Below are 16,657 nucleotides of genomic sequence, written 5' to 3'. Positions count from 1 at the left end.
GGTAAATCCCTTTGATTTGCGGGACATTTCCGAGACAATCTTTCGGCCTTGTGCCTGCCGGAACCGGTGGCTAGTCTTCGCCCCGTCACTGCTCATCAGTGATCGGGTTTAGTCGCCCGGATCCGAAAAGGCGCATGTCCCATCATGAGGTTTTATGGTGGCTGTGCGCAGGGCACCTTCGGGTGCGCCGGTTTTTCCTTTTCGGCCGGTCGACTAACCTGCGTACAGCCGCCACCCTACGTTTAGTCGCGAAGGGGTCGGCTCCTTAACCGAAAAGGAGTTACACCATGAATAAACCCGTCCCCGACCCACCCATCGACCTGCTCAAAAACCGCGCTGCCTTCAATCGCGCCCTCGAACACTACCTGCCTTCCCAGGGCTTCCATACCGTCAACGAAGACCTGAGCTTCGAAGACTCCCTGCTCTACACCGCCAGCCTGCTCAGCAGCGCCTCGGCCACCGCCCTCGACTGCGGCGAACTGCTGCAAAGCCCCGAGCGGGCAAAGTTGCTGGCGGTGTGGCATTTGCTGGAAATTGCCAAGACCACCGTCGACCGCTCGATTGAGTGTTTGCACCTGCGCAAGGCTTAGCCGCAACCCCGTCAAGCCTGTGTGGGTTTGTGCATCCGGCCAAATCCACACGGCAACGATTGCCCAATCCTCTGGCCAACGCTTAGAATGCGAACCGTTATCAATTAAGACGCCCGCGCCAGGATGCCCATGTCGAGCGACCACCCACTGGATCATGCCGCCATCGGCCAGCTCTACCATGCCCATCATTCCTGGCTGCGCGGCTGGTTGAGCCGGCGTACGGGCTGCCGTGAGCACGCCGCCGACCTGGCGCAGGAAACCTTCGTGCGCCTGCTCAACGCGCGCAAGCAGCAAGCCTTGCTGCAACCCCGGGCCTACCTGAGCAGCATCGCCCGCAGCCTGATGATCGACCAGTATCGCCGCCGCGAACTGGAGCGTGCCTATCTGGAGAGTCTCGCGCATTTCCCGCAAGTCGAGGTGCCGTCGGAAGAAACCCGCCTGCTGATCCTCGACAGCCTGGAGCGCATCGACCGCCTGCTGGACCAACTCAAGCCACGGGTGCGCGAAGCGTTTTTGCTGGCGCAACTGGACGGCTTGACCTGCCAACAGATCGCCCAGCGCCTGGGGGTGTCCAAGGCCACCGTGGAGCGCGACCTGGCCAAGGCACTGCATGCCTGTTATCGGTTGCGTTATGCCGAAGGCTAATCCGCCATTGGTGGACCAGGCGATCCAGTGGATGATCAAGCTGCGGTTCAATATTGCCGATGACGCCACCACCGCTGCCTTCGAACGCTGGCTTGAAACCAGTGGCGATCACCAGCAGGCCTGGCAACGGGTCTCGTCGATGAGTGACGAGTTTGCGCAGTTGCCGGCACAGGTCGGCCGCCATGCCTTGCAAGGTGCCCGCCAACGCATCAGCCGCCGTGAAGGGTTGAAGTTGCTCGGGCTGTTCGCCGGTGCCGCAGGCCTGACATGGTTCGGCCGCGACTACACGCCATTGCCCGGCCTGCTGGCCGACTACCGCACCGCCACCGGAGAGCGGCGTTGGGTCGCCCTCGACGATGGCAGCCGTATCCAGCTCAACAGTGCCAGCGCCATCGACACAGTCTTCAACACCGAAAGACGTCTGGTGCAGTTGCGCCAAGGTGAAATCCTGATCGACATGGGCGCCGACGGTAGCGCGCCACGGCCCTTCTGGGTGCAAACCCGCGACGGTTATCTGCGCGCTTTGGGCACCCGGTTCATGGTGCGCGAGGAGCCCGACGGCACCTTGCTCGCCGTGCAAAAAGGCAGCGTCGCGGTATTCGCCGACAGCCATCAGGCCAGCGCACGTGGGGTGATACAGCCCGGCGAGCAGATGCTGTTTGATCGAAACGGCTTGCGTCCACCCGCCACCACGGGCCTGGATCCCTGGGCCTGGAGCGACGGTGTGATCAGCGCTCACAACATGCGTCTGGACGATTTCCTCGCGGAGCTGAGCCGTTACCGCACTGGGCTGGTGCGCTGCAGCGAAGCGGTCGCCGGCCTGCGTGTGTCCGGGACTTACCAGTTGGACGATACCGATCAGGTCCTGACCCTGGTGGCACAGACACTGTCGGTGAACATCACCTATCGCAGCCGTTATTGGGTGACCGTCGCAGCTCGTGCATGACCTTCCGAAAATAAATGAGGTGAATTCTCATCTTCGCTCGACCTGTAAGGAAAGGCCGATCAACAGGCCGATTCTGTCCACTTCCTTCAGGAGCATTCCGCGGTCATGCAAGCGTTCCCCTCCAAGCGTTCTCCCCTCAAGCATGCGGTGCACGCCGCCCTGCTCGGTGCCTGCCTGAACGGCAGCGCCCTGCCCCTGGCGGTCATGGCGCAAACGCCTGTCAGCGACACCCAGGCCCGTGACTGGAACATCGCACCCGGCCCATTGGCCACGGTGCTCGACCAGTTTGCGCGCCAGGCGAGTATCAGCCTGTCCTATGACGCCACCAGCGTCGCCGGCAAGACCAGCCCCGGCCTCAACGGCGCACTGGACAGCCAACAGGCCTTGAGCCAATTGATCCAGGGCCAGGGTTTGCAAGCCCAACGCCAGAGCAACAACACCTGGCTGCTGTTGCCGCAAGTCGCGGACACCGGCGCGCTGAACCTGGGCGCCACCACCGTGACCGGCGAACACCTCGGCGTCACCACTGACGGCAGCGGTTCCTACACCACCGGCGCAGTGACCATCGGCAAGGGCGCCCACAGCCTGCGGGAAACACCGCAATCGGTCAGCGTCATGACCCGCAAGCTGATCGACGACCAGAACATCACCACCATCGATCAATTACTGGAACACACCCCGGGTATCACCACCTACGACTCACCTATGGGTGGCAAGTATTTCTATTCCCGTGGTTTCAAGATGCTCGGCCAATACCAGTTCGACGGTGTGCCGTTGGACATCGGCAAAGACTACGTACAGGCCGACAGCTTCACCGCCAACATGGCGATCTATGACCGGGTGGAAGTGCTCAAGGGCGCGGCCGGCATGCTCAAGGGCGCCGGCACCGCCAGTGGTGCGGTGAACTTCGTGCGCAAGCGGCCACAAGACAAACCCACCACCAGCCTGTCGCTGTCTGCCGGCACCTGGGACAACTACCGCGCCGACGTCGATACCGGCGGCCCGCTCAATGACAGCGGCACCGTACGCGGGCGCGCCGTGGTCAGCCAACAGAATCGTGGCTCGTACATGGACGTCTCCAAGCGCCAGGACCAAGCTGTCTACCTCGCACTGGATGTTGACCTCTCGCCTGACACCACCCTGGGCATCGGTGCCAGCTACGAAGATGTCGATGCAACGCCCTGCTGGGGCGGCGTGCCGCGCTACAGCGACGGCAAGAGCATCGGCCTGAGCCGTTCCACCTGCCTGGGCCAGGCCTGGAACGACTGGCAGAGCCAACGCACTACGCTGTTTGCCGACCTCACCCACCACTTCAACGACGACTGGCAACTCAAGGTCACGGCGGTGAACAGCCGCAACCTGCAAGACATCAAATACGCCGCCAGCCAAGGCACCGTGAAGTACGGTGATCCGGCGCCAACCGCCGAGATGTACGCCGCGCTGTTTGACTACGACCACCGGGATTTCGGACTGGATGCCTACCTGGACGGTAAGTTCGAAGCGTTCGGTTTGCAGCATGAACTCATCATCGGCGCCAATGGCAGCCGTGGCATCCAGGACGATGTCTACGCGATCCGGAGCCTGCCCGACCGGCAAAGTATCTTCCTGCCCAACCACCACTTTCCGCAGCCCGCCAACGATACCTTCTGGCCCAACATGTACCGGGGCGGCACCGTCAAGGAAACCGCCACCCAGTACGGTACCTACGCCACTTTGCGCCTGAGGCTGGCCGAGCCATTGATGGTGGTGCTCGGCAGTCGCGTCAGTTGGTTCGAAAACCGCCGCCAGTCGAATAACCTCGCCTGGGGCGAATGGGCCCTGCAGGATGCACGCACCAAGGAAACCGGTGAAGTCACGCCGTTCGCCGCGGTGATCTATGACCTCGACGACAACCTTTCGGTGTACGCCAGCTACGCCGATATCTTCCAGCCACAAAGCTCCAACGCCACGGTGACCGGCGCCGCCCTCAAGCCCAAAATCGGCGAAAACTACGAACTGGGCATCAAGGGCGAATGGTTTGAGGGGCGCCTCAACAGCTCGCTGGCATTGTTCCGCGCTATCGAGAAAAACGCCGCCGAAACCGACTACACCACCCAGTGCGGTACCTCGGCAGACGGCTATTGCTACACCGACACTGGCAAGGTTCGCGCACAGGGTGTCGAAGCCGAGTTGAGTGGCGAGTTGCTGGAACGCTTGCAAGTGGCGGGCGGCTATACCTACACCCAGACCAAGAACCTCAACAACATCAACAGCGCCGCCATTGGCGCGGTTGCAAACAGCTACGTGCCGCGACACATGCTGCGCTTGTGGGGCGATTATCAGTTGGACGGCACACTGTCGAAATGGAGCGTCGGCACCGGCGTCAACGCCCAGAGCAGCAACTACCGAATTCAAGGCATCAAACTGGAACAAGCCGGTTATGCGGTATGGAATGCGCGGTTGGCGTACCGGGTTGATGACACATGGACGGTGGCGCTGAACGGTAACAATCTCTTCGACAAAAATTACTATCAGACGGTGGGAACGGCCGACTGGGGTAATTTCTACGGCGAACCGCGCAACTTTACCGTCAGTTTGAAAGGCAATTTTTAAGGTTAGTACCGCCTCAATGTGGTGACGGACTCACGTCCTCACCACTCGTCGCTTGTCCCCGAAAAACCCCGCATCCGACCTCCGTCAAAAAAAGGTTTTCCTCAGCCGCAGGAAATTTCCTAAATTTATTCCTACACTCCAAAACGCCAGCATTTTGTTCCGGAAAAACCCGGAAATCCGACCAAGACAGTCAACAAACTGTCACGCGGAAGAGCACCTGACGTGTCTAGACCGAAGGTCTTATAAAAAAGTCAAAACCTTGACGAGCGACGAAAAGGGAACCATCATTTAGCCATTACCCCGCAAATTCCCTGCAGATAGATAGGTAATTGCGTATTACCCAGCGAAGTAACCGTTCGTCTGGCGCCACTTATAAAGCAAGCCCTGCCTTTATGGATGAGCAGCCGAACAAGGAAGCCCTGGTGTGCAATGAGGGATGTTTTTATGCGCGAGAAGTCGTCAGTCGACAGCCTGTTTTTGACCCGGGCCGGTTTCATTGAGTTCTTTGTTGTTTTCGTAAAATTGATGCACGGCCTCACCGCCGTTTTTCCAGCACTGATCCTGCTGTTTTATCCAGACCCGATGGCCCCCGAACTGCGCGCGCACTTTCTCGGCTTGCTGCTGTTTTTCGCGATCCTGACGATCATTCTGTTCCAGGCCATGGGGGTTTACTCCGAGGAGCTGTTCAGCAACCGCCTGCGGTTTCGCACCATGCTGGTGGCCTGGTCCGCGGCCTTTTGCATCCTGCTGTTCATGTACCAGATTCTGCTGATGTTCCCGCAGTTGAGCCCGCGCAACCTGGCGTTCTGGTTTATCACCAGCCTTGCGTTGTTCGGGCTGGAGCGGATCGTGATGCTGCGCCTGTTCCGCAACCTGATGGCCAGCGGCAAATACCTGCAACGCACGGTGATCCTCGGCTTCACCGACACCGCCGTGCACGTGGCCGACCACTTGCAGCGCAACGGCGATATCCGTTCCGGACTGATCGGTTTTATCGACGACCGCACCGAGCGCATCCCCAAGGAACTGAGCAACCTGCCGCTGCTGGGCAACACGCGCGACCTGGAAAAACTGATCCGCTCCGAGCAGGTCAACCAGGTGATGATTACCCTGCCCTGGGCCGCCGAACAGCGGATCAACGGGCTGGTGAAGCGCCTGCGGCAGATGTCGGTCAACGTCATGCTGGTGCCCGACATGGCGGCCCTGCGCTATGGCCACAGCCGCATCACCGATGTCGGCGGCATCCTGATGTTCAACACCTCCCACGTGCCGCTGCGGGGCTGGTCGCCGTTTATCAAGCGCTGTGAAGACCTGATCCTGGCAACCCTGGGCCTGGTGGCACTGTCGCCGATCATGCTGATCACGGCGATTGCCATCAAGCTCGACTCCAAGGGCCCGGTGCTGTTTCGCCAGAACCGGTTTGGCTACAACGACAACGTGATCCGGGTGTTCAAGTTCCGCTCGATGTACGCCGAGATGAGCGACTTCAACGCCGACCGCCAGACCACCCGCGGCGACCCGCGCATCACCCGCGTGGGCCGGATCATTCGCAAGACCAGCATCGATGAGCTGCCGCAGCTGTTCAACGTGCTGCTGGGCAACATGTCGATGGTCGGCCCGCGCCCGCATGCCACCGCGACCAAGGCCGCCGGCGTGCCCTACGAAGTTGCCGTGAGCGAGTACAGCTCGCGCCACCGGGTAAAGCCGGGCATCACTGGCTGGGCGCAAATCAACGGCTATCGTGGTGAAACCGACACCCTGTTCAAAATCCAGAAACGCGTTGAGTACGACCTGGAGTACATCTCGAAGTGGTCGGTGTGGTTCGACTTGTACATCGTTTTCATGACGGTCCCGGCCGTCCTTTCGACCAAGGAAGTCTATTGATGAACACCCTCAACGGCTTGATTCCCTCCATCATTTCCGGTGGTTCGGGCACCCGGCTGTGGCCGGTGTCGCGGCAAAACATGCCCAAGCCTTTCATGCGCATGCGTGATGACCAGAGCCTGCTGCAGAAGACCTTCCTGCGGGCCAGTCACCTGCCGGGTGTGGAAAGCGTGCTGACGGTGACCAACCGCGACCTGCTGTTTCGCACCCTCGATGACTACCGCGTGGTCAACAAGGCCCATCTGGCCCTTGACCTGTTGCTGGAGCCGTTCGGGCGCAACACCGCCGCCGCCATCGCCGTGGCCGCCCTGCATGTACAGGAAAACTTCGGCAGCGAGGCGCAGTTGCTGATCCTGCCCGCCGACCATCTGATTCTTGATGAAAGCGCCTTCGCCGATGCCGTCACCCAGGCCCGCGAACTGGCGGAGGCCGGCTACCTGGTGACGTTCGGCATCCAGCCCGACCACCCGGAAACCGGCTTCGGCTATATCGAACAAGGCGAGGCGCTGGGCCAGGGGTTCCGGGTCAAGCGCTTCGTCGAGAAGCCCGACCTGGCCACCGCCCAGGGCTACCTGGACGGCGGCAAGCACCTGTGGAATGCCGGGATGTTCTGCTTCAAGGCCGGTACATTGCTGGAGGAACTGGCGCTGCACGCCCCCGCCGTGCTGGACGCCGCCAAGGCCGCCCTCGAGCACGGCCACAGCCTGAACAACAACAGTTGCCGTCAGCGCGAGCTGAACGCTGAAGGTTTCGGCGCGGCGCCCGACATCTCGATCGACGTGGCGCTGATGGAAAAATCCGCGCAAGTGGCGGTGGTGCCCTGCGACATCGGCTGGAGTGATATCGGTTCCTGGGACGCGGTGCGCCAACTCACCCCCAGCGACGCCAACGGCAACCAGGTCAATGGCCAGGCGATCCTGCATGACGTGCACAACTGCTACATCGACTCGCCCAAGCGCGTGCTGGGCGCAGTGGGCGTGCGCGACCTGATCGTCGTCGACACCCCGGATGCGATCCTGATTGCCGACGCCAAGCGCAGCCAGGACGTGCGCTACATCGTCGCCGAGCTCAAGCGCCAGGACCATCCGGCATTCAGCCTGCACCGCACCGTCACCCGGCCGTGGGGCACCTACACCGTGCTGGAAGAAAGCAGCCGCTTCAAGATCAAGCGCATCGTGGTCAAGCCCCAGGCCTCCTTGTCCCTGCAAATGCACCATCACCGCAGCGAGCACTGGGTAGTAGTCAGCGGCGCGGCGATGATTACCAACGGCGACCGTGAATTCCTGATCAACGCCAACGAGTCCACCTACATTCCGGCCGGGCACAAGCACCGCCTGACCAACCCCGGCATCATCGACCTGGTGATGATCGAGGTGCAGAGCGGCGAGTACCTGGGCGAAGACGACATTGTGCGTTTTGACGACATCTACGGCCGGGCTCCGGCCGAAGTGAAGAAGTGATGCGTACCGCCCTGATCATCCCGACCCGCAACGCTTCCAGCCACCTCGACCGGCTGCTGCCGGCGCTGCGCATGCAAACCCTGCAACCGGACGAAACCCTGGTGGTCGACAGCGCTTCCAGCGATGACACCGTGGCGCGTTTTCGCGAGTTCGGCGTACGGGTCGAAGTGATCGATGCCAAGGACTTCAACCATGGCGGCACCCGCCGCTGGGCCAGCGAGCAAGTCGACGGCGACGCGCTGATCGTGATGACCCAGGACGCGATCCCCGCCGAACCCGAGACGTTCGCCAACCTGGTGGGCGAACTGGAACTGGACCCGCTCAACGGCGTCGCTTACGGCCGCCAGTTGCCGCACCCGGATGCCGGCGTGCTGGGCGCCCAGTCACGCCACTTCAATTACCCGCCGCAAAGCCGCAGCAAAAGCCTGGCTGATGCGCCGGAGCTGGGGATCAAGACCTGCTTCAGCTCGGATTCGTTTTCGGTGTACCGGCGCAGCGCCCTGCAAGCCGTCGGTGGCTTCCCCGCGGATGTGATCGGCAGCGAGGACGCCTACGTCGCCGCCCGCATGCTGCTGGAAGGCTACAAGGTGCGCTACGCCGCCACCGCCCTGGTCTATCACTCCCACGATTACCGTCTCATGGATGAGTTTCACCGCTACTTCGACATTGGCGTTTTCTACGGCCGCGAGCCGTGGATCCGCCAGGCTTTTGGCGATGCCGGCGGTGAAGGTAAACGCTATGTACTGGCCGAGCTTCGAGCGTTACGCGAAGCCGGTGCATTGCACCGCGTACCCGAAGTACTGGTGCGCAGCGCGTTCAAATTGCTCGGCTACCGGCTGGGCCATCTGGAGCGCCAGCTCCCCCTCGCCCTCAAGCGGCGCATCAGCATGTTCCCCGGTTATTGGAGGTGAGCATCATGACCTACAGGAAGACCCCTTTGATGAAACGAACCTTGCTCGTCCTGGCCATGATGGCATTGGCCGCCTGCAATACGCCCGCGCGGATCGTCGCGCCCGATGGCAAGACGGTGGACGAGGGCAAGCAGGCCCTCGATCGCATGGCCCAACTGCCACCGGCGGTGGAGCGGATCCGCATCGGCGACCAGTTGCGGATTGTCCGCGATGCCGGGGAAATGCCAACCCTGTCGGCGTTCAACGTCAGCACGATTTACGAGCTGACGCTGTACACCGTGCAGAACGACGGCAAGATCAACTATCCCTTCCTGGGGCCGATCCAGGTGGCGCGGCGCACGCCGGCGGAAGTCGCCGCCGAGCTGAGCCAGAAACTCGCACCGGTGTATCGCGAGCCTCGGGTGACGGTGAACATCAACCAGGCGCCGGGCAACACGGTGATCGTCGGCGGCGCGGTATTAAACCCGTCGGCTGTCTCCATCGCCACGGCCCCGACCATGGAGCAGGCGATTCTCGGTGCCGGCGGCGTGAGCTCGGTGGGCAACGCGAGCATGGTCGCCCTGCTGCGTGAAGATGGCCAAGGCGTCTACCACGCCTACTTCCTCGATTTCAGCCAGTACCTGAAGAACGGCGCACTGGGCCGCAAGCCCGTGGCGCTGCAACGCGGTGACGTGGTGTTTGTACCCAAGTCCAACGTCGGCGAACGGATCCAAGGCGTGGACACTTACCTGAACCAGCTGATTCCCTTCACCAAATCCATTGGTGTGGGCTACAGCTACACCACGAACCACTAAAGGAGCGACATCCCATGATCGAGATCCGTTCTTTTCGTGATCTTCTGCGTCTGTTCTTCATCTTCAAGCACGAGTTCAAACTGGCGGCGATTGCCGCGCTGGTGATCATTTTGCTGGGGGCGTTCCTGCTGCCGGCCAAGTATGAATCCACCGCGCGATTGCTGGTAAAACCAGGGCGTGACTCGACGATGCCGATCGAGGTCGACAACCGTCAGCCAATCGTCATGCCGAGCACCCAGCGCGACCCGATTGTCGACGAAGAGCGCCTGCTGACCGGCCGCCCTATCGTGCGTGCAGTGGCCGAGCATTACCTGGACGTGATGGACAAGATGCAGCCGCCGGAAGGCGTGTGGAAGCGCACCAAGTGGTACGTCAAGAAAGGCATCAGTGCCGTATTTGACGGTGTGCGAGTGGTGCTGGAAACCGTTGGCATCGTCGAAGAAACCACCCCGGTGGAACGCCTGGCGAAAAGCCTGGAGAAAAACTTCGAAGTGACCCACGCCATCGGCTCTACGGTGATGGACATCAGCTTCCGCTGGGATGACCCGCAAATCGCCCAGGCGGTGGTCAAGGATTGGGTCGAGACCTACATCGACGAGCGCACCCAGGCGTTGGGCCGCAAGAGCCTGTATGCGTTCTATGAAGGCCAGGTGTCTTCCAGCGCTGCGCAGATCAAGAGCTACAAGGAGCAGATCCTCGCGCACTTGAACGACATCGGCGCCTCGAGCATCACCGATCGCCTGGAAGACTTGTCCGAGCGGATCAACGTGCTGCGTGGCGAGGTGTTCAACTCCACTCGGCTGATCGCTTCCTCCGACGTGGCGTTGCAGAGCACCCGTGACCAACTCAAGGGCCAGCCCAAAGAGGTGACCACGGTTCGCCAGATCGCGTTGAACCCGCAGCAACAAGACTTGCGTCGCCTGCTGAACCAGAAGCTCCTGGAAAAAGCCGACATGATGCGTACCTATACGGATAACGCGCCGCCGGTCAAAGCCCTGGACGCTTCGATCCGTGCCATGCAGGCCCAGGTCGCCGGTGAAAGCGACACGGTGCAAAGCTCCGAGAACCGCGCGCCGAACACCCTGGAAATCCACCTGCAACGGGTACTGCTGGATGAGACCAGTCGCAACCAGTCGCTGCGTACACAGTTGGTGCAACAGCAGAAGCAACTGACTGAACTGGAAGCCCAGCGTAAGGACGCCCTGGCCATCGAGCCGGAACTGGCGCGCCTGGCCCGTGAGCTGAACGGCACCGAGAAAAACTACGCGCTGTATGTCGACAGCCTGGAAAAATCGCGGATCGACCGTGAACTGGACAAGAGCCAGATCAGTAACATCGCGGTGATCGAAGAAGCTACCCTGAACCCTGGGCGCGTCTTCCCGAAAACCCTGCTGATGCTGTTGCTGGCGATCCCGTTCTCCATCGTGGTCGGCTTGCTGGTGATCTACCTGTGCTACCTGCTGGATCAACGGATCCACGACGGCGGCCTGGTGGAAGGCAAATTCGGCCTGCCGCTGTGGACCACGCTGCCGGAGTTGGACACCAGCACCGCGCAAAGCACCAACGCCTTCAACGCGAGCATCTATCGCCTGTATGGGTTGCTGCCGCTGGAGCGTATTGCCGAACAGGGCCTGACCCTGGGGCTGACCTCGGCACGGCACGGTGAAGGCGTGAGCTTTATCGTCGAGCAGTTGCGCCAGTTGCTGGAAGAGAACGGCGTGCGGGTGCGGATCGGCGGGGTTGAGCCGGCGATTCCGGGCCAGGTGGTACTGCTGGATGCTTCGGCGCTGCTGGACAATCGTGATGCGTTCATCAACCTGCGCCGTGCCGACCTGATTGCGCTGGTAGTGGAAGCGCAAAAAAGCACGGTACCGGTGGTGGAACACGCACTGTCGATCCTCACCACGGCGTTCGGCAAGGTCGATGGCATTATCATCAACCGCCGCAAGTTCGAGGTACCGGTCAAGGTGCTGAAAACCATCGCCAAATACCGGGGTTCGTTCTGATGCGCATCGCCCTGCTCGCTCCCCTGCCGCCGGAAAAGAACGGGATCGCCGACTACGCGAACCACTTCAAGACGGCACTGGAGCAACTGGGCGTCGAGGTGGCTACGCCCTTGACGGGCGTGGTCGGCAGCACGGCGGCGATCAAGCAAGCCATTGCCGGTTTCGACTGGCAGGGTGTTGACCTGGTCCACGCCGAGCTGGGCGGTGGGCGGCTGGGGGAGTTCCTGGCCCTGCGCGAATTGCGCAAGGCCTACCCCGCCCTGCCGTTGACCGCCACGGTGCATGACCCGGAACGCATGGTCTGGCGGCGCGAGCAATTGCCCTTTCCGCTGAACCTGCTGGAATCCTTGCCCAGCCCATTGCCCCAGGCGGCAGTGGTGCTGGCCGATCCCTTGACCCTGCGCGAAGAACGTCACGTCGCCCAGGGCCTGACCCGGCTGGTGACCCTCACCCGCCTGGGCGCCGACTGCCTGACGGCGCGCATGCAATTGCCCGCCGGCAAGGTGGCGGTGATCAACCACGCCAACCTGGATATCCCGCCGGTGGCCTTGCCGCCGCTGGACACGCTGCACCTGTTGTATTTCGGTTTTATCTACCGTGGCAAAGGCATCGAAGACCTGTTGCAGGCCCTGGCCGCCGCCTTCGAAAAAGCCCCCGAATTGCGTGACCGTGTGCGCCTGACCCTGGCCGGTGGCACTGCCGCCGAAATGGCGTTTGGCACAGGCGGCAATTACCTGGAGCAGTTGAACAGCCAGATTGCCGAACTCGGCCTGGCAGGCTCCATCGACTGGCGGCTGAATTTGCCGGCCAGCGAGATCCCGCAGACGATCCAGGCGCACCATGTGATGGTGCTGCCGTATCGCGAATCGAAAAAGCTCGGCCTGCTGGGCCGCCAGCGCGGCACCAGCGGCGCATTGTCCTGGGCTGCCGCCTGCGGGCGCGGCGCGATCACCTCCGATGCCAGGGCGTTTGCCGAGGAAGTCGCCAGCGGCAATGGCGCCATCTATCCACAAGGCGATGTAGCCGCCTTGAGCGAACAACTGCTGCGGCTCGCACGCAACCCGCACATGGCCACGGACTGGGCCGCACGCGCCGCCGCCATAGGCCGTGAACGGTTGTGGCCAGTGACCGCGCAGAAGTTCGCGAGCCTGTTTGAGCAAACCGTTGCAGGAGGCAACCATGGCGCGTAAACGGACTTACCTCGCTACCCTCGCAGTCGTCGCTGCGCTGGGTTTGACCGCCTTTCTCTGGGGCCGCCCGGCCGATGCCGAGAGCCATGTGCTCAAGGGCAGCAAAGAGGTCGTGTGGAAGGACTTCCTGGGGGTGAACGCGCAGTTCCTGTGGTTCAGCCCCGAGCGTTATCAGAAGCAGATCGACCGCCTCAAGGCCCTGGGCCTGGAGTGGGTGCGCCTGGACCTGCACTGGGACCAGCTGGAAACCGCCGAGAACCAGTACAACGTCGCGACCCTCGACGAACTGGTGAACAAGCTGCAGCAGAACCAGATCAAGTCGGTGTTCTACCTGGTGGGCTCGGCGAAGTTCGCCACCACCGCGCCCGCCTCCTCGCCGTACCAGGACCAGTTCCCGCCCAAGGACCCGAATATCTTCGCCAACCGCATGGCATTGCTGGAACAGCGTTACCCCAGCGTAGATGCGTGGCAGGTGTGGAACGAACCGAACCTGCTGGGGTTCTGGCGCCCCGCCGCCGACCCGGCCGGCTATGCGAACCTGTTGCAAGTCACCGCCGCCGCGTTGCGGGTGGTGAACCCGAACAAACCGGTGGTGGCCGCCGGCATGGCATTCTTCAGCGAAATGCCCAACGGCCAGAACATGCTCGACGGGCTGCTGCAACTGGGCGTGCCGAGCCTGAATACCGTCATGTCCTATCACCCCTACACCCAATTGCCCGAAGGCAACACGCCGTCGAACCTCGACTTTGTCGAAAAAACCAGCGCCCTCAACCAGAAACTGCGGGCGGCCGGGGTGAATACCCTGTGGAGCACCGAGTGGGGCTGGTCGACCTACAAAGGCCCGAAAGAGGTGCAGGACTTCATCACCACCCAGGGCCAGGCCGACTACATCGTGCGCCGCGTCGCGCTGATGAGCGCGCTGGATTTCGACAAGATCTTCCTGTTCACCCTGAGCGACCTGGACCAGCGCGCCAGCGTGCGCGACCAGAGTTATGGCTTGCTCGACATCGACGCCAACCCCAAGCCGTCGTACACCGCGCTGCAGAATTTCCTGCAGGTGAGCGGGCCCAAATTGACCCCCGGCGACCCACCCACCGCCGATCAGTTGCCCGATGGCCTGTTCAGCATCGGCTGGTCCCGTGCCGACGGGCGCAAGGTGTGGTTTTTCTGGTCGGCCCGTGGCGGCAGCGCGCACTTGCCGGGCATGACCACCGCCACCTTGTATGACCCGTTGCGCGGCACCGAAACACCCTTGAGTGGCACCAATGGACTGGACGTACCGGTCAAGCCGAACCTGCAAATTCTGTTATGGGATTGAAGCCACCCATGCGCATCCTCTGGATCCTGCCCTACTCGCCTTGGCCCGCTACCAGCGGCGGCAAGACGCGCCAGTTTCATTTGCTGCGCAGCCTGGCTGCGCGCGGGCATCGGATCACCTTGCTGCTGCATGACAAACATGCGGTATCGCTGACGGATCGCCAGGTGCTGGAAGCCTTTCTGGAACAGGTGATCATCCTCCCCCGCCGCCCGCTGCGCAGCCTGAAGACCCTGCTGGCCGGGCTGTTTGCGCCGTACCCGTTGCTGGCCAGTGTGAATGGCCTGTCGGGTGAACTGCAGGACACCTTCGAGCGCTTGCTGACCGAGCATTGGGACGTGGTGCAGATCGAACATACCTACACCTTCCAGCCTTACGAAGATGCATTGGCCCGTCGCTCCCAGCCGTTTGTGCTGACCGAACACAATGTCGAATCGTCCCTCGGCGCCGCGACTTACGACCGCCTGCCCGGCTGGGCGTTGCCGTTCATACGCTACGATCAATGGCGCTACGGCCGCTGGGAACACCGGGTGATGCGCCAGGCCGCGCAAGTGGTCGCCGTGACCGACGCCGACGCCCAGACCCTGGCGCAGATTGCCGGCAAGCCGGTACCGGTGGTGGTCAACGGGGTGGATTGCGCGCACTTCGCTGCTGCCCGGCCCGACCCGACGACCCGCCGCGTGCTGTTTCTGGGCAACTACGAATACGCGCCCAACGTCGATGCCATCGAGTGGGCACTGGATGAGATCCTGCCGAAAGTGTGGGCCCGCTGCCCCGACGCACGCATGAGCGTCTGCGGTTTCGGCATGCCGGAAAGCTGGCGCGAACGCTGGAAGGACGGACGCATCGAATGGCAGGGTTTTGTCCCCAACCTGCTGGCCCTGCAATCGAGTTGCTCGGTGTTTCTGGCGCCGTTGCGCCATGGAGGCGGCTCCAAGCTCAAGGTGCTTGAAGCCCTGGCCGCCGGCCTGCCGCTGGCGAGTACCGACCAGGGCGTGTCCGGCCTGGACCTGGTGGAAGGCCTGGATTACCTCGGCGGCCAGACCGCTGAAAGCCTGGCCGACGCCGTGGTGCGCCTGCTGCAACAGCCTGAAATCGCAGCTCCCATGGGCGAAGCCGGTCGCGCCTATGTGCGCCGTGCCCATGACTGGAGCGTCGCCGCCAGCCAGCTGGAGCAGGTGTACGCGCAACTGTCGCCCCAGAGCCAAAAGGAGGCGGCATGCGCATAGGCCTCGATTACCGCACCGTCGGCACCTCGCCGCAATCAGGCATCAGTCGCCAGGTGTACGCCCTGGAAGATGCCCTGCGCACCCTGCCCGGCATCGAGCTCGAACGCTTCAGCGTCGCGCCGCTGGGGGATGAGCTGCGCCTGAACGTGCATTGCCCGGACTGGGGCTGCGCCAAGACCGCCATGCATCAGCCGCACCAGCGCCTGCGTTTCGAGGCGGGCTACCTGCCCAAGGCGCTGCGCAATGAGCACATCGATGTGTATATCAGCACCTTCAATATGGGCCTGCCGCTGCCGCCCAAGCCGCAGGGCCTGCGCACCGTGGTGCTGCTGCATGACCTGTTTCAGATCACCCTGGACAACTATCACGCCAACCGCCTGAAGGCGCTGATCTACAAGGCCAGTGATCGGCTGTCGATCACCTATGCGGTGCACACGGCAGACCGGGTGTGGACGCCTTCGCAGTACAGTGCCGACGAAACCGCGCGGCTGTTTCCCAAGGCGGCAGGCAAGATTCGCGTGTTGCCCAACCAGGTGGTCGGTTTTGTCGGACTGCCGGCGGACCTCTCGGCCCGGCAACTGCCCGAGCGCTACTGGCTGCTGGTGGGTACCCGGGAATTGCGCAAGAACGTGCCGTTCCTGGTGGACGCCTGGCAGCAAGCGCGCAGCCAGTCGCCGAGCGTGCCGGAACTGGTGCTGGTGGGCAGCCTGGAGCATTTGCCCGAAGCACAACGCAACTACCCGGGGATACGCGCCTTGAGCGGCGTATCCGACGCTGAATTGCACGGGCTCTACCGCAAGGCCTTGCGCCTGTGGCAGCCTTCCTACGCGGAAGGCTTTGGCTTGCCGGTGATCGAAGCCCTGAGCGTCGGCACTCCGGTGGCGGTGGCCAGCGGTACCTCGCTGGACGAAATCACCCCGCCGCTGGCACCGCGGTTTTCACCCACGGACGGCGCGGCGCTGGTGCAATTGATGCTGCACCTGGCCGACCAACCCGTCGAACAACCACCTGAACAGTTACGCAGCTGGGCCGAACGCTTCAACCACCAGGCCTACCGTCGGCGCCTGGCCGAACTGATCGAGGAATTGAATTGAG

At 62.4% G+C, this 16,657-nt stretch carries 13 protein-coding genes; all 13 read left to right on the top strand.

What is annotated here, in order from left to right; translation table 11 throughout:
• The first annotated feature begins 287 nt into the window (after positions 1–287).
• The 13 genes from HX824_RS16885 to HX824_RS16825 all read left to right on the top strand — a co-directional run bounded on the left by HX824_RS16885 (position 288) and on the right by HX824_RS16825 (position 16,656).
• Complete coding sequence (locus HX824_RS16885; RefSeq protein WP_003208197.1) at positions 288–590, top strand: DUF6124 family protein; 303 nt, start codon at positions 288–290, stop codon at positions 588–590.
• Positions 591–719: 129 nt separating this feature from the next.
• Positions 720–1,235, top strand: coding sequence for a sigma-70 family RNA polymerase sigma factor (locus HX824_RS16880; RefSeq protein WP_003208199.1), 516 nt, complete (start codon positions 720–722; stop codon positions 1,233–1,235).
• On the top strand, positions 1,222–2,181 hold the full coding sequence (locus HX824_RS16875; RefSeq protein WP_177054838.1) for a FecR domain-containing protein: 960 nt from the start codon (positions 1,222–1,224) through the stop codon (positions 2,179–2,181). The genes HX824_RS16880 and HX824_RS16875 overlap by 14 nt, the downstream gene beginning before the upstream one ends.
• A 105-nt stretch (positions 2,182–2,286) precedes the next feature.
• Positions 2,287–4,773 (top strand): TonB-dependent receptor, encoded by a 2,487-nt coding sequence (locus HX824_RS16870; RefSeq protein ID WP_177054837.1) that lies wholly within the window; start codon positions 2,287–2,289, stop codon positions 4,771–4,773.
• Positions 4,774–5,217: 444 nt separating this feature from the next.
• The gene (locus HX824_RS16865) at positions 5,218–6,657 is read left to right on the top strand and encodes an undecaprenyl-phosphate glucose phosphotransferase (protein WP_003208206.1); all 1,440 of its coding nucleotides are present in this window, start codon (positions 5,218–5,220) and stop codon (positions 6,655–6,657) included.
• Positions 6,657–8,117 carry a mannose-1-phosphate guanylyltransferase/mannose-6-phosphate isomerase gene (locus HX824_RS16860; protein WP_177054836.1) on the top strand — a complete coding sequence of 487 codons (1,461 nt, stop codon included), beginning with the start codon at positions 6,657–6,659 and terminating at the stop codon, positions 8,115–8,117. The genes HX824_RS16865 and HX824_RS16860 overlap by 1 nt, the downstream gene beginning before the upstream one ends.
• Positions 8,117–9,028 (top strand): glycosyltransferase family 2 protein, encoded by a 912-nt coding sequence (locus HX824_RS16855; protein WP_003208209.1) that lies wholly within the window; start codon positions 8,117–8,119, stop codon positions 9,026–9,028. The genes HX824_RS16860 and HX824_RS16855 overlap by 1 nt, the downstream gene beginning before the upstream one ends.
• Before the next feature lie 29 nt (positions 9,029–9,057).
• Positions 9,058–9,822 (top strand): polysaccharide biosynthesis/export family protein, encoded by a 765-nt coding sequence (locus HX824_RS16850; RefSeq protein ID WP_008434559.1) that lies wholly within the window; start codon positions 9,058–9,060, stop codon positions 9,820–9,822.
• A gap of 14 nt (positions 9,823–9,836) precedes the next feature.
• Positions 9,837–11,828: an exopolysaccharide transport family protein gene (locus HX824_RS16845; RefSeq protein ID WP_003208213.1), complete on the top strand. Its 1,992-nt coding sequence runs from the start codon at positions 9,837–9,839 to the stop codon at positions 11,826–11,828.
• Positions 11,828–13,018 carry a glycosyltransferase gene (locus HX824_RS16840; RefSeq protein ID WP_003208215.1) on the top strand — a complete coding sequence of 397 codons (1,191 nt, stop codon included), beginning with the start codon at positions 11,828–11,830 and terminating at the stop codon, positions 13,016–13,018. Before HX824_RS16845 ends, HX824_RS16840 begins: the two co-directional genes overlap by 1 nt.
• Complete coding sequence (locus HX824_RS16835) at positions 13,008–14,336, top strand: cellulase family glycosylhydrolase (protein ID WP_003208216.1); 1,329 nt, start codon at positions 13,008–13,010, stop codon at positions 14,334–14,336. Before HX824_RS16840 ends, HX824_RS16835 begins: the two co-directional genes overlap by 11 nt.
• 8 nt (positions 14,337–14,344) lie before the next feature.
• Positions 14,345–15,562, top strand: coding sequence for a glycosyltransferase family 4 protein (locus HX824_RS16830; RefSeq protein ID WP_177054835.1), 1,218 nt, complete (start codon positions 14,345–14,347; stop codon positions 15,560–15,562).
• A complete protein-coding gene (locus HX824_RS16825) occupies positions 15,553–16,656 on the top strand; it encodes a glycosyltransferase family 1 protein (protein WP_008434566.1) in 1,104 nt (367 codons plus the stop codon). The genes HX824_RS16830 and HX824_RS16825 overlap by 10 nt, the downstream gene beginning before the upstream one ends.
• Position 16,657 lies beyond the last annotated feature (1 nt).

The organism is Pseudomonas sp. D4002 (assembly GCF_013385665.1).
GTDB lineage: Bacteria > Pseudomonadota > Gammaproteobacteria > Pseudomonadales > Pseudomonadaceae > Aquipseudomonas.
Note: the sequence above shows the minus strand (reverse complement) of the source record. Positions and strands in the feature narration are given on the sequence as shown.

Coding starts and splice junctions, on each gene's coding strand:
- HX824_RS16885 (WP_003208197.1), top strand. CDS start 288: ATGAATAAACCCGTCCCCGACCCACCCATCGACCTGCTCAAAAACCGC.
- HX824_RS16880 (WP_003208199.1), top strand. CDS start 720: ATGTCGAGCGACCACCCACTGGATCATGCCGCCATCGGCCAGCTCTAC.
- HX824_RS16875 (WP_177054838.1), top strand. CDS start 1,222: ATGCCGAAGGCTAATCCGCCATTGGTGGACCAGGCGATCCAGTGGATG.
- HX824_RS16870 (WP_177054837.1), top strand. CDS start 2,287: ATGCAAGCGTTCCCCTCCAAGCGTTCTCCCCTCAAGCATGCGGTGCAC.
- HX824_RS16865 (WP_003208206.1), top strand. CDS start 5,218: ATGCGCGAGAAGTCGTCAGTCGACAGCCTGTTTTTGACCCGGGCCGGT.
- HX824_RS16860 (WP_177054836.1), top strand. CDS start 6,657: ATGAACACCCTCAACGGCTTGATTCCCTCCATCATTTCCGGTGGTTCG.
- HX824_RS16855 (WP_003208209.1), top strand. CDS start 8,117: ATGCGTACCGCCCTGATCATCCCGACCCGCAACGCTTCCAGCCACCTC.
- HX824_RS16850 (WP_008434559.1), top strand. CDS start 9,058: ATGAAACGAACCTTGCTCGTCCTGGCCATGATGGCATTGGCCGCCTGC.
- HX824_RS16845 (WP_003208213.1), top strand. CDS start 9,837: ATGATCGAGATCCGTTCTTTTCGTGATCTTCTGCGTCTGTTCTTCATC.
- HX824_RS16840 (WP_003208215.1), top strand. CDS start 11,828: ATGCGCATCGCCCTGCTCGCTCCCCTGCCGCCGGAAAAGAACGGGATC.
- HX824_RS16835 (WP_003208216.1), top strand. CDS start 13,008: ATGGCGCGTAAACGGACTTACCTCGCTACCCTCGCAGTCGTCGCTGCG.
- HX824_RS16830 (WP_177054835.1), top strand. CDS start 14,345: ATGCGCATCCTCTGGATCCTGCCCTACTCGCCTTGGCCCGCTACCAGC.
- HX824_RS16825 (WP_008434566.1), top strand. CDS start 15,553: ATGCGCATAGGCCTCGATTACCGCACCGTCGGCACCTCGCCGCAATCA.